The 20,673-nt window shown below is 61.5% G+C and carries 18 protein-coding genes; 11 read left to right on the forward strand and 7 right to left on the reverse strand.

Features of this window, described 5'->3' with window-relative positions:
- Positions 1 to 53: 53 nt before the first annotated feature.
- The 7 genes from NLN62_RS21045 to NLN62_RS21075 form a co-directional block, all read right to left on the reverse strand.
- Entirely contained in the window at positions 54 to 1,124 is a 1,071-nt protein-coding gene (locus NLN62_RS21045) for a fumarylacetoacetate hydrolase family protein (RefSeq protein ID WP_254110035.1), read from the reverse strand.
- A gap of 12 nt (positions 1,125 to 1,136) precedes the next feature.
- A complete protein-coding gene (gene fabF, locus NLN62_RS21050) occupies positions 1,137 to 2,399 on the reverse strand; it encodes a beta-ketoacyl-ACP synthase II (RefSeq protein ID WP_254110036.1) in 1,263 nt (420 codons plus the stop codon).
- A 94-nt stretch (positions 2,400 to 2,493) separates the two neighbouring features.
- Entirely contained in the window at positions 2,494 to 3,411 is a 918-nt protein-coding gene (locus NLN62_RS21055) for an NAD(P)H-binding protein (protein WP_254110037.1), read from the reverse strand.
- 139 nt (positions 3,412 to 3,550) lie between these two features.
- A complete protein-coding gene (locus NLN62_RS21060) occupies positions 3,551 to 4,498 on the reverse strand; it encodes an alpha/beta fold hydrolase (protein WP_254110038.1) in 948 nt (315 codons plus the stop codon).
- Positions 4,499 to 4,533: 35 nt separating this feature from the next.
- Positions 4,534 to 5,694 carry an iron-containing alcohol dehydrogenase gene (locus NLN62_RS21065; RefSeq protein ID WP_254110039.1) on the reverse strand — a complete coding sequence of 387 codons (1,161 nt, stop codon included), beginning with the start codon at positions 5,692 to 5,694 and terminating at the stop codon, positions 4,534 to 4,536.
- Between the two features lie 372 nt (positions 5,695 to 6,066).
- Positions 6,067 to 6,918, reverse strand: coding sequence for an alpha/beta fold hydrolase (locus NLN62_RS21070; RefSeq protein ID WP_254110040.1), 852 nt, complete (start codon positions 6,916 to 6,918; stop codon positions 6,067 to 6,069).
- Positions 6,919 to 6,950: 32 nt separating this feature from the next.
- Positions 6,951 to 7,529, reverse strand: coding sequence for a TetR/AcrR family transcriptional regulator (locus tag NLN62_RS21075; protein ID WP_254110041.1), 579 nt, complete (start codon positions 7,527 to 7,529; stop codon positions 6,951 to 6,953).
- Between the two features lie 215 nt (positions 7,530 to 7,744).
- On the opposite strand from NLN62_RS21075, the gene NLN62_RS21080 reads away from it, so the two are divergent.
- From NLN62_RS21080 to NLN62_RS21130, 11 genes are all read left to right on the forward strand, one after another.
- On the forward strand, positions 7,745 to 8,851 hold the full coding sequence (locus NLN62_RS21080; RefSeq protein ID WP_254113578.1) for an efflux RND transporter periplasmic adaptor subunit: 1,107 nt from the start codon (positions 7,745 to 7,747) through the stop codon (positions 8,849 to 8,851).
- Positions 8,852 to 8,878: 27 nt separating this feature from the next.
- Entirely contained in the window at positions 8,879 to 9,469 is a 591-nt protein-coding gene (locus NLN62_RS21085; protein WP_254110042.1) for a nuclear transport factor 2 family protein, read from the forward strand.
- Positions 9,469 to 12,579 (forward strand): efflux RND transporter permease subunit, encoded by a 3,111-nt coding sequence (locus NLN62_RS21090; RefSeq protein WP_254113581.1) that lies wholly within the window; start codon positions 9,469 to 9,471, stop codon positions 12,577 to 12,579. The genes NLN62_RS21085 and NLN62_RS21090 overlap by 1 nt, the downstream gene beginning before the upstream one ends.
- 15 nt (positions 12,580 to 12,594) lie before the next feature.
- On the forward strand, positions 12,595 to 13,206 hold the full coding sequence (locus NLN62_RS21095) for a TetR/AcrR family transcriptional regulator (protein WP_254110043.1): 612 nt from the start codon (positions 12,595 to 12,597) through the stop codon (positions 13,204 to 13,206).
- Positions 13,207 to 13,335: 129 nt separating this feature from the next.
- Entirely contained in the window at positions 13,336 to 14,238 is a 903-nt protein-coding gene (locus NLN62_RS21100; RefSeq protein ID WP_254110044.1) for an SDR family NAD(P)-dependent oxidoreductase, read from the forward strand.
- 801 nt (positions 14,239 to 15,039) lie between these two features.
- On the forward strand, positions 15,040 to 15,510 hold the full coding sequence (locus NLN62_RS21105) for a DUF2147 domain-containing protein (RefSeq protein WP_254110045.1): 471 nt from the start codon (positions 15,040 to 15,042) through the stop codon (positions 15,508 to 15,510).
- A 187-nt stretch (positions 15,511 to 15,697) separates the two neighbouring features.
- Positions 15,698 to 16,528, forward strand: coding sequence for an oxidoreductase (locus NLN62_RS21110; protein WP_254110046.1), 831 nt, complete (start codon positions 15,698 to 15,700; stop codon positions 16,526 to 16,528).
- Positions 16,529 to 16,536: 8 nt separating this feature from the next.
- Positions 16,537 to 17,553, forward strand: a complete 1,017-nt coding sequence (locus NLN62_RS21115; RefSeq protein ID WP_254110047.1) for an AraC family transcriptional regulator — start codon at positions 16,537 to 16,539, stop codon at positions 17,551 to 17,553.
- Between the two features lie 91 nt (positions 17,554 to 17,644).
- Positions 17,645 to 18,796 carry a major royal jelly family protein gene (locus NLN62_RS21120; RefSeq protein ID WP_254110048.1) on the forward strand — a complete coding sequence of 384 codons (1,152 nt, stop codon included), beginning with the start codon at positions 17,645 to 17,647 and terminating at the stop codon, positions 18,794 to 18,796.
- A 137-nt stretch (positions 18,797 to 18,933) separates the two neighbouring features.
- A complete protein-coding gene (locus NLN62_RS21125) occupies positions 18,934 to 19,782 on the forward strand; it encodes an SDR family NAD(P)-dependent oxidoreductase (protein ID WP_254110049.1) in 849 nt (282 codons plus the stop codon).
- A gap of 98 nt (positions 19,783 to 19,880) precedes the next feature.
- The gene (locus tag NLN62_RS21130) at positions 19,881 to 20,468 is read left to right on the forward strand and encodes a class I SAM-dependent methyltransferase (protein WP_254110050.1); all 588 of its coding nucleotides are present in this window, start codon (positions 19,881 to 19,883) and stop codon (positions 20,466 to 20,468) included.
- Positions 20,469 to 20,673 lie beyond the last annotated feature (205 nt).

Here is a 20,673-nt window from a genome sequence, read left to right on the forward strand (position 1 = left end):
AAGCAAACAAAGTACTCCGCGGCTCGGCTCCCTACGCCCGCTGCGGTTTGCGCTCAGGCGAGGTCGAAGGATAGCGTCCCAAGGCCCTCGATCGTGCTTTCGATCTTGTCGCCTGCCTTCAACCAAACTTGTTTTTCCTTCGGATAGCCTACGATGACGCCGGATGGGGTGCCGGTGAAGATGATGTCGCCAGGTTCAAGAGCGAAGAGCCTCGAGGTGTAGGCTATTAGTTTCTGAGGATTGAAGATGAACTTCGTCGTGTTGACCGATTGGCGCACTTCTCCGTTCACGCGAGTCTCAAGGTTCAAATTGTTGGGGTCGACCTGATCAGCGGAAACAAAATAGGGACCAATCGGAGCAAAGCCATCGAGCGTCTTGCCGACCATCCACTGACCGCCTGTCTCGAGCTGCAGATCTCTCGAAGTGAAATCGTGGCCGACAGCATATCCTGCGACATAGGACAGAGCTTCGTCGACGGAGACGTTGCTCGCCCTTCGGCCAATCACCACAACCAGCTCGGTCTCATAGTCGAACTTGTAGCAGAGGTCTCGAGGGGGAAGTTGGATCGTCGCCTGGTGCGGCGCGAGCGTATTGTTGTACTTGTTGAAGAGGATGGGCTGGGCAGGCGGTTTCTGGCCCGCCTCCTCCGCGTGTTCTCGGTAGTTTAGACCGACGCAAATGATCTTGCCCGGGTTCTTGAACAGGCGCCCGAACTTGATCTTTGACTCGGCCACGATGGTGCTTTTCGCCGTGGGCGACTTCAGGGCAGCTTCCACCAGCGCCTTTAGTTCCGCATTTCCGCCCTTGGTGAGAAGCTCCTCAAGACTGAGAGGCGGCGAATACCCGAGGAGCTTCGACGCGGCGGCCACGTCGAGCACGCCGGCCTCGGTCTTCACTCCAAGAGTTTCGCGCCCATCCTCCTGGCGGATCGACAACGCAGTAAGCTGGCGAGGTAGTTCGCCGCTCGTGTCGCTGTGGGACGTTCTTTCCTCGGTAGCATGCAAGGCGACGTTAGTTGTAGCCAAGGCGGCCGCGGCAAGGCCGGCTTTCATCAGTTTGCGACGTGACTGCATGATATGTCTCCTAGGGGTAGGATTGTTCGTGCGAAGATTTACGTCGGCCATGGCAGGACCTGCTCATTGCCAACGCCGAAAGATGACGCTGGCGTTGACGCCTCCGAATCCGAATCCGTTCGAAATCGCATGCTCCATGGGCATGCGCCTTGCTTCGCGGCCCACGATGTCGACGCCTTCGGCCGCCGTGTCGGCATGATCGAGATTGAGAGTGGGCGGTGCCGCCTGGTCTCTTAGCGCGAGGATCGTAAAGATCGCTTCGGCTCCCCCTGCTGCGCCGAGGAGATGTCCTGTTGCCGATTTGGTCGCGCTCACGGCAATTTCTCCATAGCGGCCGAACACGGCTTTGATCGCTTCGAGCTCGGAGACATCGCCAACCGGCGTCGAGGTGGAATGGGCGTTGAGATGCTGGATATCACCGGGCCTGAGGTTGGCCTGCCGCAACGCGCCTTCCATGGCACGGCGCGCGCCGTCGCCGTCCTCGGGTCCTGACGTGATGTGGTAGGCATCGGCCGTCGTGCCATAGCCGACGATTTCGGTAAGCGGTTTGACGCCGCGGCGCATCGCATGCTCCAGCTCTTCAATGACGAGGATACCGGCGCCTTCGCCCATGACGAAGCCGTCGCGGTCGCGATCGAAGGGGCGGGACGCACGCGCCGGCGTGTCATTGAAGCCGGTCGAAAGTGCCCGGGCGGCGGAGAAGCCGCCAAGGCTCACCAGATCGATGCAGGCTTCCGAGCCCCCGCAAATCGCAACGTCGGCTTCTCCGGCCCGGATGAGGCGTGCGGCATCGCCAATGGCTTGCACACTTGCGGCGCAAGCGGTGACCGGTGTGCCGACCGGCCCCTTGAAGCCGTAGCGAATCGAGATGTGGCCGGCCGCGAGATTTGCCAGGAAGGACGGCACGGTGAAAGGCGAGAGGCGCCTCACGCCACGCTGGTCCGTGGTGCGAACGGCCTCGACAATTGCCGGAAAGCCTCCGATTCCCGATGCGATCACGGTTGCGGTGCGCTCCATGGAATGCGCGTCTGAAGGGTTCCAGGCTGCCTGTGCTATGGCCTCGGATGCTGCGGCGAGGGCGAACAGGATGAAGCGATCCATCCTTCGCTGATCCTTGGGAGGAACGACCAGATCCGGATCGAAGCCGCCGTCTGCGTCGTTGCACTTCGTCGGAACGATTCCGGCGACTCGTGCGGGAAGGACAGCCGCCCATTCCGGGAGCGCGGCGACTCCTGAGTGGGCCGAGAGCAGCCGCGACCATGCCAGCTCACTGCCGCAGCCCAGCGGTGATACGAGCCCCAGTCCCGTAACGACGACACGACGCATGATCAGATGACCTTCGCGGCTGGCTTGGCTGACAATCGGGAAATCGGTGTCTCGGGAGGGCGCTTGTGAGATGCCGTGGGCTCTTCCTGTGCGGTCATGCGACCTCCACTGCTTCTCGAAAACGCGGATGTCGCTCGAGAGCCCATCGGATGGTCTTCGGCGCACGTCCAAGCAACTTTTCAAGCTCGTTACTGACAACGTCATACCGTCCGCCTGCGACCAGGCGGGTGATGGTTTTCAGATGATCTGCAGTGTGTGGATTGCGAGATGCCAGAGCACTGTTGATGTACGTCTCAATCCAGGCATCCAGGTCCTGGGGCACGTACGAGATCTTACGTCCTAGCGCGGCACCGTAATCCTCCGCAAACCCATGCATGTCCTTCAACTCTGGCCCGGTGAGCGCATATGACATCGATATGTGCGCCGAGGGATCGATCAGGATTTTCGCGCAAATCTCTGCGACATCGTAGGCGGCGATGGGCGCGATCTTCTGCGTGCCAAAGGGCAGGTGGAGTTCGCCCGCAGTCAGCAATTGCTTTAGCGGAAACCAGGAAAGGATCGGGTTCTCGGCGAACATCGTCGCTCGGATGTTGACGACCGGCAGGCCGGACCATTGCAGCGCCTGCTCCGAGGTCCAATGGGCTCTCTGTTGCGGCGACCACTGGACAACGGATCCTCCGAGCCAGGCGAGTCGAGCCTCCGGCACCGCGGTCATCCTGTCGAACGTCATGAAGGTCTGCTCAAACTCGGAGATGTTCGCGAAGACCTCGATGTCGCGTGGCGCGCGCGCAGCGGCAGCCATCAGGATGGTTGCGTCGGTATAATAAGGGTTCAAGCTCATGCTGAAGTAGACGCGTCGGCAACCTTTCAGGGCGGCCGCAACATCGGCAACATTGAGAAGATCGCCGACGAACACCTGGGCTCCAGCCCGTTGAAGCGCGTCCGCCCGCTCGTCGTCGCGCCTCACGAAGGCACGCACCGGATATTGGTTCTCAAGCAGCATGTTGATCATCGTCCTGCTTACGGACCAACTTCGCCGCCCGCGCCGGTGATCAGAATTGGGGGCCGCTTCAACATCCCTTTTCCTTTTGGCTGACTGGATAGTTTTTCAAATCAGTGCGGGTTCTTGCGTCGACGGCGATCGTGGCCCGTCAGCTTCTCAGGAAGCGGAGGACGTGCCTTAGGACGGCATCGGGTTGTTCAAGATGCAGGAAATGCCCGAGGCCGGGCATGACGACACGCTCGAGTCCATGTGTGAACATTGTTTCCATGCCTTCGCTAAGTTGCGCGGACATGCAGCCGTCCTCGGTCCCATGCAGGTAGAGCGACGGGACCGCAATTGGACCGCTCGCGAGAGCTTCAAGAGCTTGGACCGCCGGGTCGGATGGCGGGGTGAACAATTGCCGGTAATAGGCGAGGGCCTGCGTCAGGACTCCGGGTTGCCCAAAGGTCTCGTTGAGCGCAGAACGATCCGAAGCTGCCAGAACATACCCCGGCGACCATTCTCGCCAGAGCCGGTCGAGGAATGCAAAGTCGTTAAGCTGAATGGCCATCTCCGCCAGACGCGTCTGGAAGAAGAACATGTACCAGCTTCGTCGCTGCTGATCACCGTCGGCAACGAATGCCGTTGTCAGCCCCTTTCCATAGGGCACCGCCAGTCCGACAAGCTTGCGGACACGCGTAGCATCGAGACTTGCCGCGGCGTAGGCTGCACGCGCCCCGAGATCATGGCCGACGAGAACGGCGTGCTCGGCTCCGAGCGATTCGATGAGCGCTAATACATCCTGACCTGTCGCCAAGGCGCGGTACGACCCATCGGGTGCGGCGCCGCCGACCCAATATCCTCTTAGCGCGGGCGCGACCGCCCAATATCCTTCTCGCGCAAGCCGATCGATAAAGGGGATCCAGTTCTGCGCGTGATCGGGAAAGCCGTGCAGGCAGAGCACGAGGGGACCATTTCCAGCCTCCAGAACCGGGAAATCGAGGCCATTGGCGCGAACCGCCCGCTTGCGGATATGGCCCGTGGCTGGATAGCTCTCCGGCGAACGCCAGGGAACGTCGGCGCGCCGCTGTTCGGCCGAAGGAGCGGAGGCGATCATGGTTGGTATTTCCTTTCGCTGCCTTGCAGTCAAAGCTACGCGGCGGCTCGCAGCAGATCGACGATGTCGGCTTCGTCTTTGAAAGGACGCGGATTGGCCTTTACGAAGCGATGATTGATGGCGATCTTGCTGATCTGATCGAACTTGTCTTCGCCGATGCCGACATCGGCGAGTCGGCCAGGTAGTCCAAGCCCGCGCGTGAATTGCGCAAAGGCGTCTGCCGCGTCGTCACCCGGAGCACCCAGAGCCGCCGCCAAGCGCTTCTGCGCATCTTCGGTGAATGGCCTATTGTAGCGAAGAAGGCTCGGCATGATGACAGGTGTGCAATAGTAGTGGGGAACGTCAAAGCTGCCGCCAAGCACGTGGCCAATCCCGTGACTTGCGCCCATGGGGATGCGTGCTTGCAGTCCAAAGGACGCGAGCCATGAGCCGTATTGGGATAGTCGGCGCGCCTCCAAATCGTCCGGTTTCTCCAAGGTCCGGAGCATTCCTTGACGCAGAGTGCTGATGCCCGCCAAGACGACCTCGTCAGCCAAGGGAGTGCCGGCCGGCGAGCACAATGCTTCTATGCCGTGATCCATCGAGCGTGTGCCTGATCCCATCCAGAGTTTTGAAGGCGTATGAAGCGTGAGGGCCGGGTCGAGAATGATCGATATCGGCATCATTTGAGGATGAAAGAAAATCTGCTTCAGCTTCTGGCGCTCATCGGTGACGAGCGCTGCGGCGTTGTATTCGCCGCCATTCAGCGTGGATGGCACCGCGATCTGCCGGATTCTCGGCGACCGGAAGGGAGATTGGCTCACGCCCGGACCCATCGGAAAGGGATCGAACCCCGCTTCGTCGCGGATATCGTGCTCCATGGCCATGATGACGATCTTGGCGAGATCGACGGCAGAACCGCCGCCAACGGCCACGACCAGATCGGCGCGCGCCTCCTTTGCATGGAGGGCCACCTCGGCTGCTTGCTTGCGCGTCGTGTGCTGCGCAATTCCGTCAAAGGTCGCTGCATGTTTGTCGCCGAGCGTGCGGCGGATTTTCTCGATCTCGTCAGTCTTGAAATTCAAGGTCCGGCTAACGATGAGGAAGACGCGCTTTGCTGTGAGCCGCTCCGCCTCTTCGCTGACGGCTTCGGAGGCGGCTTTGCCATAGATCACGCGATCAATTGCCGGAAAGTTGTGTGCACCAGCCTTGCGCATTTCTCTCCTCCCACTGAAGCCTGCCGAAGCCGGCATGCACATTACATGATAATCATAATTCTATTGGGGACTAAGGATCACCGCAACTTTCCTTGAAACTCGTTGGGCAGTGATGAGCAGACTAGATCGCGACTGCGCCCTCGCCGAATCAGCGGCGTTCAAGATTGCAGTAGATGGGCACGGTCTTTCGGCGATCCCGCCGGCGTTCGAAGCCGGATCTGAAGACCCTCAACCTCTCGCTCAAGGTTTGCGACGCGATCTTCCAGACTGAACATGTAGTCGCCGCGCGGATCGTCCATGCTGAGGGCGTTGGCCCATTCATTTATGCTCTGCCAAAAGCGCTTGAACATCGCTGTGCACTCCTGTGTTCGATCATTGCGCTGATTCTGTCGCCAGTATCACGCGAGCCAGCTCCGATGGTTTCTCGACGGCTGAGAAGTGACCAGTATCTTTCAGCGTCACCATCTGCGCGGCAGGAATGAGTGACCGCGTGCGTTCGCGCTCATTTGGCCGAGACCAGTCGCTGTCGCCATAAATGAGCGTGACCGGCGCCGAGATCTGCCGATAGTAGTCGCGTGCGTTGCTCCAGGATCGCCAGCCTGCCAGCACCTTACGCGCGATCCGCTTGTATCCCGGGCGATGGGCGACTTCATCGAACTCGGCAAGCAGATCGGCTGGCAGTTTGCTGGGGTCGTGGTATCCGCCGCCCATGATCTTGCCGAGGATCATCTTGTTTTCGAGCGACGCATTCACGGCGCCGAGCAGCGGGATCTGCAAACTTCCGATGATGAAGTTCGCGAGCCAGTTGCCGCGCCGAATACCGTCCCCGTAGCGGGCCTCGTAGTCGTAGGGGTTGATCGAGTAGACCCGCTTCACACCCTGCGGAAGGGAGGCCGCCACCGTAAGCGCCAATGCCCCGCCAATCGACTCGCCGACAATCGTTATGTTCGCGAGGTTTAGCTCCTCGATGAAGCGAATGACGGCCTGCCTGAAGTAGGGTTCGTCGAAGTTCGCGCTTGGATCTATTGGTGAGTGTCCGTGTCCGGGGAGGTCAACGGCGTACACCGTGTGCGATGTCGCCAGGAGGGGCGCAAGGCTCCGGAAATATTCGAGCTGCGTGCGGATTGTGTGCAGGAGAAGCAACGGAGGCCCGCTGCCCGTCTTTTGAAAACGTACGCTTAGCTTGTCGGATATTTTCAGCAAACTTGGTTTGAGTTCAGTCACGCTGAGTTCTCTGTGCTTTGAGGGGGCGATCTTCAAGCGGCAGCGGCTTCGCGAACGTGTTCGACGGCCGCATTCTGAAAGGCCTGAGCGAGATCCGGGTCGTTGACGGCGCGCGCTAGCGTCATGGCGCCGACCATCGTCGACAGAACGACCATGGCCTTCCTGTTGGAGTCCTCGCCGTCGGTCTTGGGAAGCAAGGGGGCGAGGACTTCGAGATACGCCTTGATGCCCTCTTCGAACGCAGCTTTCACGCCGGTCCCCTGCCTGGCGGCGTCCGAGCCGAGCGCCACGACCGGGCAGCCGTCCAGTTTTTCTTCGCGATGGCCCGCACTCAGGTAGAACGCGATCACCGCGCCAAGCGGATCATCAGGATTCTCCGCGATCGCGGCCGACCACCGTTCTGAAGCGCTCTCCAAGGCGCGTCTGGACGCCTGTGCCGCCAAGTCCTCCTTGGAGCCGAACTGCTTGTAGAAGGCGCCTTGGGTTAGCCCGGCCCCCTCCATCAGATCCTTCAGCCCGATGCCATCAAAGCCGCGCTCTCTGAAGAGGCGGCTGGCCACGTTGATCACGGTCTGGCGGTTCTCCGCTGCCTGAATGCGACTCACGCGCATTGTGGACCTCCATTTGGATTTCGTTCGAACTCTATACCTCAGATAGAGTTCGAGTGCAATCTATAAAGTAGGGGTCCCGGAAATTGGCCCGGCCGGAGGCCGAAATGGCTGGTTTTCCCGTAATCACATTCCCGTTAGGGCGCTTATTTAGATTGCGATCGAACTCTAATAGCCATATAGAAGTTGGACGAAATCTAAATGGTATGGAGAGGGCGATGAGAAAGAGCAGACTTCTGATCTTGGCTGGTGTCCTGATCGCGGCGTCTGGAGCAGCCGTCTTCGCGACTCTTGCCATTCCCACTCAAAAAGCCGCAGCGCGTGACCCGAGGCAGGACCTTCCGATGGTCAGCCTGGTGACCGCGGCGCGGGTGAGCGGATCCGAACGGGGTTTCACGGGCACGATCGGCGCGAGGGTGGAAAGCAACCTTGGCTTTCGCGTCGGCGGCAAGATCGTCGAACGGCTCGTGAACGTCGGTGAGCAGGTCAAAGCCGGGCAGCCGCTGATGCGGATCGACGAAACTGATCTCCGCCTCGCGCTTACGGCGAAGCGCAATGCTGTTGCCGCTGCGCGCGCAACTGTCGTTCAGGCGGATGCTGATGAGCGGCGATACGCCAACCTGGTCAACGACGGATGGACTCCCAAGCAGCGCTATGAGCAGGCGAAGGCCGCGTCGGATACGGCCAACGCACAACTCGCTGCGGCGGAAGCCGAAGCCAGCGTTGCCGAGAATCAGGCGACCTATTCCGTCCTGGTGGCGGACGCGGACGGGACGGTCGTCCAAACGCTTGGTGAGCCGGGACAAGTCGTCTCAGCCGGCCAGACGGTTGTTCGGCTTGCACAGTCCGGTCCTCGCGAAGCTGTGGTGGCGTTTCCTGAAACCATTCGTCCGGCGATCGGCTCGGTGGCTGAGGCGAGCCTGTATGGGAGCGATGGACAGCACTATACGGCGCATCTTCGGCAGTTGTCGGATTCCGCCGATGCCCAGACCCGCACCTATGAGGCCCGCTATGTGCTCGACGGTGAGGCTGCGGCGGCACCGCTTGGCGCGACCGTCACCATTCGGCTTGCAAGCCAAGAGACCCAGCCGGAAGTCCAGGTGCCGCTCGGAGCCCTCCTCGATGACGGCCGGAAGACCGGCGTTTGGGTCTTCGACAGCGCTACCTCGACCGTGCACTTTCGGCCCATCAAGCTTGCACGTGTGACGAGCGAAGCCGCCGTGATCTCCGGACTGAGCTCTGATGATTCCGTTGTTTCGCTCGGCGCTCATCTCCTGCAGGAGGGCGCTCGCGTCAGGACTGCCTCTGAAAATAGCAGCAACTGAAGGGCTTCAATGTTTCCGTGATCGCCGTTGGAGAAGCCAGATGCTCTACAGTACATTGTCAAGAAGGAAATCCGAAAGACCTTCGACCACGTCAACAACCATCGCTGGGATGAAGCGGTGAAGGCCGTCGCGCCGCATGTCCATCACCGCGTTTCCGGCGCCCACGCGCTTGGTGGTGAGCGCCACAACAAAGAAGACGTGCGCCGCTGGTTTGAGCGCCTCGGGCGCGTCCTGCCCACTCTCCAACTCACGGTCGACAACATCTGGGTGAAGGGCTGGCCGTGGCACACCACCGTGTTTGCCCAGTGGGACGCCACCGCGACACTGCTCAACGGCGATGCGTCATACGTCAACCGTGGACTCCACGTGTTCACCCTGCGGTGGGGTCGAGTCTATGCACTCGAGGAATTTCAAGATTCGCAGGAAGCGGCCCGCGGGCTTGCTGCCCAAGCGGCGGCCGGCCTCAAAGAAGCTGTCGCCGAACCAATTGTAAGTGAGCAGAAGCGCAGTCAGAGCACCCGCGCCTTTTTGGGTAAGCGCGGTTCACTCGGCGCCCACCTGCTGCAGGAGGGCGCGAGCGTCAGAGCGAACGTCGAGGAAATAGGAGAGGGCAAATGATGAATTTCAATCTTTCCGCGAGTGCCGTTCGCGAACGTGCCGTCACCCTGTTCTTCATCATCCTGCTGGCCGCTGCGGGCGCGTACGCATTCCTGATGCTCGGGCGCGCAGAGGACCCCAACTTCACGATTAAGACCCTGACGGTCACGACGGTGTGGCCGGGCGCGACGGCGCGCGAGATGCAGGACCTCGTTGCTGAACCCCTGGAGAAGCGGCTTCAGGAGTTGACCTGGTACGACCGAGTCGAGACGACTACGCGGCCGGGTTATGCGTATCTGACCGTCACGCTGAAAGACAGCACACCGCCGTCCACCGTGCAGGAGGAGTTCTACCAGGCCCGCAAGAAGCTCGGGGATGAAGCCCGCAATCTGCCCGCGGGTGTGCTCGGCCCCTTCGTCAACGACGAATATTCGGACGTGAGCTTCGCTCTCTATGCCCTCAAGGCCAAGGGCATGCCGATGCGCGAGCTCGCCAGGAAGGCCGAGGTGATCCGCCAGGAGCTCCTGCATGTGCCCGGCGTCAAGAAGATCAACATCCTCGGCGAACGTCCCGAGCAGATATTCGTCGAGTTTTCCTTTGCCAAGCTGGCGACCCTCGGCGTGTCGGCACAGGATATCATAGCCGCCTTGCAGCGGCAGAACACCGTCACCCCGGCAGGCTCGATCGACACCAAGGGCCCGCAAGTGTTCATCCGGCTCGACGGCGCCTATGACAGTGTCCAGGCGATCGCCGACACGCCAATCGTCGCTGGGGGGAGAACGCTCAAGCTCTCCGACATCGCCGAGGTCCGCCGCGGATACGAGGATCCGCCTACCTACATCATCCGACACCAGGGTGAGCCCACAATCATGCTCGCGGCGGTCATGCAGGAGGGCTGGAATGGCCTCGCGCTCGGCAAGCATCTGGAAGAGAGGTCCGCCGCGATCGCACGGACACTGCCGCTCGGGATGACGCTCGACAAGGTAACTGATCAGGCCGTCAACATCACCTCGGCGGTTGACGAATTCATGATGAAATTCGCCATGGCGCTCAGCGTGGTGCTGCTGGTTAGCCTGCTCAGCCTCGGCTGGCGCGTCGGCATGGTTGTGGCGGCCGCGGTCCCTCTGACGCTTGCCGTCGTATTCCTCATCACGCTGGAAACAGGTCGGTTCTTCGACCGCATCACGCTGGGTGCTCTCATCCTGGCGCTTGGCCTGCTCGTCGACGACGCCATCATCGCCATCGAGGTGATGGTGGTGAAAATGGAAGAGGGCATGGACCGCATCAAGGCGGCAGCCTATGCCTGGAGCCACACTGCGGCGCCGATGCTGTCAGGAACGCTCGTGACGGTCGCAGGCTTTCTGCCCGTGGGCTTTGCGCGCTCGACGGCCGGCGAATATGCCGGCAACATCTTCTGGGTCCTCGGGTTCGCTCTCATCGTCTCGTGGATCGTTGCGGTGGTCTTCACGCCCTATCTTGGCGTCAAGATGCTGCCCGCGATCAAACCGATTGAGGGCGGTCACCATGCGATCTACGACACGCCGAACTATCGGCGCTTACGGCGGCTCATCACCTTCGCTGTGCGCCACAAGTTCTTGACCGTCGGCATCGTCGCCATCGCGTTCGCGCTCTCCGGCGCCGGGATGGGCGCCCTCAAACAGCAGTTCTTCCCAACATCCGACCGCCCCGAAGTGCTGGTGGAGGTTCGCCTGCCGGAAGGTACCAGCATTGAGACGACGACCGCCGCTGTCGAGAAACTCGAAGGTTGGCTGCACGATCAGCCCGAGGCGAAGATCGTCACCAGCTATGTCGGTCAGGGCGCTCCCCGCTTCTTCTTTGCGATGGCGCCGGAACTGCCTGATCCTGCCTTCGCCAAGATCGTCGTGCTGACGCCCGACGCGGAGGCGCGCGAGGCCTTGAAGCACCGGCTCCGACAGGCGGTGTCACAAGGGCTGGCGCCTGAGGCCTATGTCCGCGTCGCCCAGCTTGTGTTCGGACCCTACACACCGTTCCCGGTGGAGTTTCGGGTCATGGGACCCGACCCCGCGCAACTGTACGCGATCTCTGACAAGGCTCTCGAGATCATGCGTGGCGTTCCCGATGTGCGGCAGGCGAATCGCGACTGGGGTAATCGCACGCCCGTGCTCCGCTTCATTCCGGATCAGGACCGACTGAACCTCATCGGCCTTTCGCCAGCCGAGGTGGGCCGGCAACTTCAGTTCCTTCTCACGGGCATCACGGTAACGCAGGTTCGCGAGGACATCCGCAACGTTCCCATCGTGGCACGTAGCGCGGGCGGAGAGCGGCTGGATCCGACGCGTCTGGCCGATTTCTCGTTGATGAGCCGGGACGGCCGCTCGATTCCGCTCGACCAGGTCGGCCATTCCGAACTCCGACTTGAAGAGCCGATTCTGAAGCGTCGCGATCGCACGCCTGTCATTACGATCCGCTCGGACCTCAATGAGGCGACCCAGCCTCCAGAGGTTTCCAAGGAGATCAAGACGGCGCTTGAGCCGCTGATCGCGTCCCTTCCTGCCGGCTATCGCATCGAAATGGGTGGATCGATCGAGGAGGCTGGCAAAGCGAATTCAGCGCTTTTTCTGGTCTTCCCGGCCATGATCGCCGCCACGCTGATCGTCATCATGCTACAGGTGCGGTCGTTCTCAACGATGGCTCTGGTCATGCTGACGGCACCGCTCGGCCTTGTGGGCGTCGTGCCCATGTTGCTGACCTTCAACCAGCCCTTCGGCTTCAACGCCATTCTGGGCCTGATAGGGCTGGCCGGCATCCTAATGCGCAATACGCTGATCCTGACCGAACAGATCAACGAGAACCGTGCAGCAGGACTAGACGACTATCACGCGGTCATCGAGGCGACCGTGCAGCGCACGCGGCCCGTAATCCTGACGGCACTTGCCGCCGTGCTGGCCTTCATTCCCCTCACGCACTCCGTGTTCTGGGGATCGATGGCCTACACCCTGATCGGCGGCACTGCGGTCGGCACGGTGCTGATCCTGCTGTTCCTTCCTGCGCTTTATGCTGCGTGGTTTCGGATCAAGCCCACTGCAGATCGGGTCCATCATAATTCGGCGGAGCGGCCGGAGTTACGACCAGCATTGGCTGCCGAATAAAGCTCGCTGAATTCGATGAACCGTCCGGTCCAAACGGGAAAAGATTCCGACGAGGCGCGCGCGAGAATCCTGGAAGCGGCGGAGAAACAGTTTCGCCGCGTGGGTTACCACAGGACTTCGGTGGCCGACATTGCCGCCGAACTCGGCATGAGCCCGGCGAACATCTATCGGTTCTTTCCCTCCAGGGATGCGATCAACGAGTCCATCTGCGGGCGTCTCATGAACGAGGTTGCCGACATCGCCGTTGCGATCGCACACACAAACGCGCCGGCCACGGAGAAACTCGACCAGCTCCTGACCGCCGTTCACCGCCACAACAAGACGACGTCGGTCAAGGCAAAGTACATGCATGACCTGATTGCCGACGCCACGCGAGAGAACTGGGCGATCATTAAGTTGCATACTGAGCGGCTGGTGACGATCTTCGAGGCGATCATACGCGAGGGCATAGAAGCGGGCGAGTTCAGGGTTGAAGAAGCTGCGGAAGCCGCGCGAGCAGTCAAGTTCGCGTTCATGCCGTTCTTCCATCCGATTCTGATCGAACACTCCGTTCAACACGGCGAAGATACGGAGGCAAGCCTGCGCGATCAGATCCGCTTTATCATAACAGCCCTTCGGCAGGCCTGACTAAGCAGGGCGCTGGGTTGAAACATCGCTCCGAGCAGGTCGAACGTCTCTATGACAAAGAAGCAAGTCGAGACGCTATCCGGGTCTAAGGGCCCCAAGCTCAGCTTATGAACGCGAGGAGAAAGAGAAATGGGATCTCCGATTTTAGTCACCGGTGCGGCGGGAACGGTTGGTTATGCCGTATGCGAGCTGTTGATCGAGCGAGGATGCAAGGTGAGGGCGCTGGTCCGCAAGGAGGATGCCCGATCGGAAAAACTGGCCGAACGCGGTGTTGAGGTTGTTGTCGGCGACCTTCTCGACTTGCACTCGATGCATCGCGCGATCGAAAATTGCGATCGGCTTTACTTCGGCATGACGGTGTCGGCTTCGTATCTCGAAGCGACCATCAACACCGCCGCCGTCGCGAAGCATCACAAAGTGGGCGCGTTCGTGAACATTTCTCAGATGACCGTGTCGCAGATGGGAATCAATGCGACCACAGATAGCCCGCAGCAGAAGATGCACTGGCTGGCGGAGCAGGCGCTGAATTGGTCTGGATTGCCTGTCGTGCACGTTCGCCCGACGTCATTCCTGGACACCTTCTTCCTCAGGTTGTCGGCGCATTCGATCTGCGAGCATGGGCAAATCCGGCTCCCCTTCGGAGATGGCAAGACCTCGCCGATCGCGAGCGAAGATGTCGCGCGGGTGATGGCCACGATTCTCGAAGCGCCGGCCAGGCACATTGGCAAGATCTACGAGCTGACGGGCTCGCGGTCCCAGGATATGAACGGCGTTGCCGAAGAGTTCTCCAGGGCTCTTGGACGTCCGATCACTTATGTGAACGTGCCTTGGGAGCCCTGGCGAAAGCAGTTGGAGGCCAGCGGTATGCTGGATCGGCATGCACTTTCCCATCTCGCAACAATGGCGCTCCTCAAGCAACAGAACCGATATGACCGCTTGACATCGGACGTGGAGAAGATCACCGGCACGCCGCCGCTCAGCGTGCACGACTTTGTCTTGCGTCACGCCGATATGTACACGTCGGAAAAATAGGAAATGCCGGCGAACGCGTACCGGCGATGACCGGTCAGTCCGGTCGGGACGGTGACCGATCCCGACAAGGCGCGCGCATCCTGGAGTCTGCACAGATACTTGAGATGCAGCGGGCGTTCGGATAAGCCAATTACTCGTGGCGAGGACCGTAGGTGCTCACCTGTTGAAATGAAAAGCATCTTATCTATCAACGGGGATTGACTGACACTCTCTCCGCCATTTCTACGCCACAGCTCTCCCCAGTATCCGATTGTTCGAATCTGCCGCGAAGTCACCGAAGAACTCCGCGATGTTGCGCTTATTCTCCGCGAAAGCGGTAGTGTTTCGCCGTGGGTTCGGAGGATGGTTCTTGCGCCACTATTCTGCTCCCCACAGCATCCAGTTGTCCGAAGCGACAGCAAGAACAACGAGTAGCGCGACGAGGCGGTTGCGGCCACATGTGCGATGTTACTCGTAGTGATGGCGCAAACCGTGGGTTTGACCGTGGGTTCGGAGGACGGATTCGCGAGCACGCGCCCGGCAGCTCAAGCCGCTTGACGTCGGGCCCAATATTCGGGCTCGGCATATTCCGTACTGCCTCGTAGCGCTTAGCCGTGGAGTTGACTGATGCCCTTCCCACTATTTCCTGGGCTAGCTTAGATTCCCTCGCAAACAGGTTCGACTATTGGCGCGGCCTGCAATTCATTTGGCGCTGACGGCCACAGCGCGGCTCATCCCAAACGTCTAGGGTCAGTTCGTCAGTAGCCGCCGGCAGGATCGCAGGGTCGCCTGGCGAATTCCCCTAGATGAAGGACCATCAGAATGAACCCATTGCGTATTTCGAGGCGCGCAGCGCTTGTGCTCGCGCTCGCCACCAAAATCTTGTTTGTTGCGCCCGTGGCCGATGCCGAGCCGTCGCCGACGGACGCAATCGTCGGCGTGTGGGAAGCCGACGACGGCACCGTCAAGCTCGACATGTACAAGGCCGGATCGGAATTCCAGGCGCGGATGCTCTACGGCAACGAGATCGTGGAGTCGGACAACGTCACCTTCAAGAAGGACACCAAGAACCCGGATCCGGCGCTGCGTTCGCGGTCGCTGAAGAACGTCGTCGTCGTCACGGGCCTCCATTGGACCGACGGCGAGTGGAGTGGAGGTTCGATCTATGATGCTTCCTCGGGCCGCACCTACAACTGCAAGGTAACGATGCAGGACGGGAAGATGAACCTCCGCGGGTATCTCGGCATCCCGGCGATGGGTCAAACCCGGGCTTTCCATCGCGTTCGCGGCTGATACGTCCGGCCGCCACTGCTCTTTTGCCCCGTACCCGGCTCGGTCCGTTAACCAAGTCCCTTTTTCCCCTGGAATCGAGCCGGCATCGGCGCCAAGTAATTGGCGTGATCTGCAACTCGGTTGGCGGATTTCGACAGTGCGCGGACGCTGGCAAACCCTAGGTTAGCCCGAACACTGAGAGGTTGAGATGATCGACAAACGGAAGAAGACAGCGCTTGTGACCGGGGCATCCTCGGGCATGGGCAAGGAAATCGCAAAGCGCCTGATCAAGGATGGTTTTCAGGTGTACGTCGCCGCGCGCCACGTCGACAAGATGGATGACCTCGTCAAGCTCGGAGCCCGAGCCTTGCGCATGGACATCTCGAAGGAGGCCGAGATCAAGGCGGCGGTCGACACCATCCTCGGCGAGGGGAACGGCGTCGACGTGCTCGTCAACAACGCCGGCTTCGGCCTGTACGGTCCCGTCGAGGACGTCAGCATCGAGGAGGCGCGCTACCAGTTCGAGGTCAATCTGTTCGGCGCCGCCCGGCTGACGCAGCTCCTGCTGCCGAAGATGAGGGAGAAGGGTGCCGGCACCATCGTCAACATCACCTCGATGGGCGGCAAGATCTACACCCTGCTGGGCGCCTGGTATCACGCCACGAAGCACGCGCTCGAAGGCTGGTCGGATTGCCTCCGCCTCGAGCTCGCCCCGTTCGGCATCGAGGTCGTGGTGGTCGAACCCGGCCTGATCGAGACCGGGTTCGGCGACGTTGTGGCCAACGGCCTGCTCAAGCGGTCGGGCACGGGCCACTACGCCAAGCTGACCCAGGCCGTCGCGAAATCGACCCGCGATGCCTACGGCCAGGGCCGCGGCACCGATCCGAGCGTGATCGCCAATGTCGTGTCCAAGGCCGTGAGGGAGGCGAAGCCGCGCACGCGCTACGTCGCCGGCAAGTACGCCCAGCCGATGATCAAGATGCGGGCCTGGCTCGGCGACCGCATGTTCGATCGCGTGATCATGAGCCAGATGCGCTAGGACCAGTCATGAGTGGAGCGGCCGCAGACAGATGCAAGGTGCCACGGGCCTTCTGGCAGACGGTCGAGCGCATCGGCGTGCCGCCGCCCGCGCTGCTCCGGCAGGCACGCCTGCCGGCGACCCTGCATCTGAACGAGCAGGGGCACGTCACCACGGATCAGTTCTTCGCTCTCTGGAGGGCTCTTGAGGAACTGAAGCCGGAGCCCGGTCTCGGCATCGAGTTGGTCCAGCGGACCGACACTGCCGTGCATCCCCCGTCGAGCCTCGTCGCGTTCTATGCGAAGGATTACCGCGACGGGCTGCTCCGCATCGCGCGTTTCAAGCAGCTCTGCTCGCCGGAACAACCGCGGATAGCGGAAGGCAAGGACGAATGCGTCGTTACGATCGAATGGCCCCACGCGAGTGAGCCGGAGCCCGCGATCTCCACGGACGTGACCTTCGCGTCCCTGGTCGAGCTCGGGCGCCGCGGCACCGGACAGCACCTGTCGCCGAAACGCGTGGAGCTTGTCCGGCCTCGTCCGAAGAGCGACGTCTACCAGAAGTATTTCGAGTGCCCCATCCGCTTCGGCGCGGCGCGCAACGCGCTGATCCTGAAGCCGGCCGATCTCGACCGTCCGTTCCCCGGCTACAATCAGGCGCTGCTCGAGATGCTCACGCCGGCGCTGGCCTCCGCGCTCGGCGAGCTGCAGGCGCGCAGCTCCATCAAGGAGCAGGTCAAGGTCGTGCTCAAGCGGAGCCTTGCGAGCGGAAGGCCGGAACTGTCCGACGTGGCGCGTGATCTGGGCTTGAGCGAGCGCACCCTTCAGCGCCGCATCACCGAGGAGGGCACCAGCTTCCGGGATCTTCTGGTCGAAGCGCGACAGGAGCTCGGGCGGCAGCTTCTGTCCGATCCGTCCGCCGAGATTGACGAGGTCGCGTGCCTTCTGGGTTACCAGGATGCGAGCTCGTTCTATCGTGCTTTCCGGTATTGGGAAGGCGTGACGCCCAGCCGCTGGCGGGAGCTACACGGCAACAAACTTCATTAGGCGACGGAATTCGGACGCATTGAACATTGAGGCGGCCGCTGCGCGCGGCTCCTCGATGCAGGTCGGATATTTCCAAGAAGGAGAGACCAGCATGCGAAGACAATCGAGCGGTGGCTTGAGGTTTATCCGCCGCGCCGCCGTGGTTCTGCTGCTTGCGATCGCTGGCACGCTGGCGTTCGTCAAGTTCGAGTACGGACGGGGCACCCTCTTTCCGGATATCGGTTCGGAGAACCAGGACGGCCTCGACAAGTTGGAGAAGCTCATCCGGCTTGACTACCCGCCCGGCAACGTGGCCGTCGCTGCAAACGGCCACGTGTATTTCAACTACCATCCCATCGCGCGCGCGGGCCGCTTTTCGGAAGCGACCGTCTTCGAATGGGTCGGCGGCAAGATCACGCCGTTTCCTTCCATGGAGATGCAGAAGGAATTCCAAGGCAGCTTCGGCCTCGCCATCGACCACCAGAACCGCCTTTGGATGATCGAACCGGCCAGCTTTGATTTCCAGCACACCCGGCTTTGGGCCTTCGACCCGAACACGCGTCAGAAGGTCCACTTCTTTGAATTCCCGGGCAAGGAAGCTCAGTTCGCGCAGGATCTGCGCGTGACCGCCGACGGCAAATACGTCCTTCTCGCGGACACCGGCATCATGCGGTTCACCGCGCCGAAGCTGATCGTTTACTCGGTGGAGGACCACAGCTTCCGGACCGCCTTGGCGGGGCATCCGTGCACCTCACCGGAAGACTGGCTGATGCGGACGCCGTTCGGCGTCTATCGTATGGCCGCCGGTCTCGTGAACGTCGCCGTCGGCCTCGATGGCATCGATATCAGCCCTGACCAGAACTGGGTCTATCTGGCCGCGATGACCAACTCCCATCTGTGCAGGGTCCCGCTGTCGTCGGTGCTCGATACGATGATCGCTCCGTCGGACCTCGCAAACAAAGTCGAGGTTCTGGGGCGCAAACCCTTGAGCGACGGCATTACCAGCGACAAGTCCGGCCAGGTCATTCTGACCGACGTCGAGCACGGCGGTCTCATGACGTTCGATCCCGAGACCAGGAACGCGGCAACGCTGGTGCGCTCGCGCGACGTGATCTGGGCGGACGGCGTCGCGACGGGCCCCGATGGTTCGCTCTATTTCACGGACAGCGCGCTGTCCGCCTATATCGGTCAACTGGCGGGACCGCCGGACAAGACGAAATTGGTCGAGCATCGGCCGTACTTCATCTACCGGCTGAGGCATTAGTCCCGGTCGACTCCTGCATCCCCTTTGGCGGTTAGTGCAAGTTCATTGGCGTGGTTCGCCACTGCCGGTTGGCCGCTCCGGCGATACGACGAACACGACAGCACTTGCTGAAAAGTCAACTCACCGAGGAACATCGCATGTCAGGCAAAGTTTGGTTCATCACCGGCGCATCCCGCGGCTTCGGCCGCATCTGGGCCGAAGCCGCCCTCAAGCGGGGCGACAAGGTCGCGGCCACCGCCCGTAATCTGGCGGACGTGGCCGATCTTGCGGAAAGCTACGGCGAGGCCGTGCTGCCGTTGGCGCTGGACGTGACCGATGCCGTCGCGGTCCAAAACGTCGTCACCAGGGCGTTCACGCATTTCGGGCGGTTCGACGTCGTCCTCAACAACGCGGGCTATGCGCTCGTCGGGGCGATCGAAGAGGCTCATGAGGCCGATGTGCGCGCCGAGTTCGATACCAACGTCTTCGGCACCCTTCGCGTCATCCAGCCGGCGCTCCCCCTGCTGCGGCGACAGGGCAGTGGTCATATCATCGGCGTGTCGAGCGTTGCCGGCATCGTCGCCGGGCCCATCACCGGATTCTACAACGCCTCCAAGTTCGCGCTCGAAGCCATCCATGAAAGCCTGGCGCAGGAGGTCAAGAGCTTCGGACTGAAGGTCACGATGCTCGAGCCGGGCGCCTATGCCACTGGCTTCGCCAGCATGTCCTCGCTCAAGATCACGCCGGTCATCGCGGCCTACGGCAATACCCGGGCCGAGGTGTTCGCGGCAGGGGCCAAGCTCGGATTCGGCGACCCGCAAGCGACGGCGGATGCGATCCTGAAGATCGTGGACGCCGAGAACCCGCCCTTGCGGTTCTTCGTCGGCACGGAAGGTCTGCCGCGCGCCCGTGCCGCCTACGCCGACCGCCTCGCGACCTGGGAGGCGTGGGAAGCTCTCTCCAACGCCGCCCAGGGCGAGGCGAGGCAGCACAACATCGCATCATAGCGCGGCGGAGCCGGTCTCGGCGCTCCGTCGTCGGGGTCGGCTCGAGCTCCTCGCTTCGCGTCGAACAGTCATGCTCACAACTACGGAGGAACACTGCGTTGGATACCGCTGTCGTTCTGGACTTCTTTGAATTCATCCGCGCCTTCGTTGCAAATCCGAGGCAGGTCTCCGCGGTCGCTCCTTCGGGCCAGACGCTGGCTCGTCTGATGACGCAGGAGATCGTCCCGGGTGCCGGTCCGGTGATCGAACTGGGCCCGGGGACGGGTACCTTCACCAAGGCGCTGCTCCGGCGCGGCGTTCCGGAACGCGACTTGTTGCTGGTCGAATATGGCTCCGACTTCGTCCGCCTCTTGCAAGAGCGCTTCCCAAGGGCGCGGGTGCTATGGATGGATGCGCGGCAGCTGTCGCAGTACGAACCCTTCATGGCGCCCGCAGCCGCGGTGGTAAGCGGACTTCCGCTCCTGTCGATGTCACTGCGCAAGGTGATAGCAATTCTCGACGGCGCCTTCCGTCACATGCGCGATGACGGCACATTCTATCAGTTCACGTATGGGCCGCGCTGTCCGGTACCGCGTCCGATCCTCGATCGTCTCGGGCTGAAGGCCAGCCTCGTCGGACGGACGGCGTTCAACATTCCTCCAGCATCCGTCTATCGTATCCGGCGGCGCCCGCGGCGGTCCTTCTAGGCTGCCTAGCAGCAGCGACGACCGGGCAAAGACGGAAATCTATAACCCAGCAGGGCGTCTTAGTGCACCAAGTCCGTACAGGTCGATGGGCCCTCGCTGACGGCAGCTCTGGGCGCAAAGCGAACGTCGCTTAGTACGCTGCTGTCAGTCGGGATGGGCGAATTATTAGTAGCGAGGACCGTAGATTCCCACGTGCTGAAATGAA

The sequence above is a fragment of the Bradyrhizobium sp. CCGUVB23 genome (assembly GCF_024199885.1).
Lineage (GTDB): Bacteria > Pseudomonadota > Alphaproteobacteria > Rhizobiales > Xanthobacteraceae > Bradyrhizobium.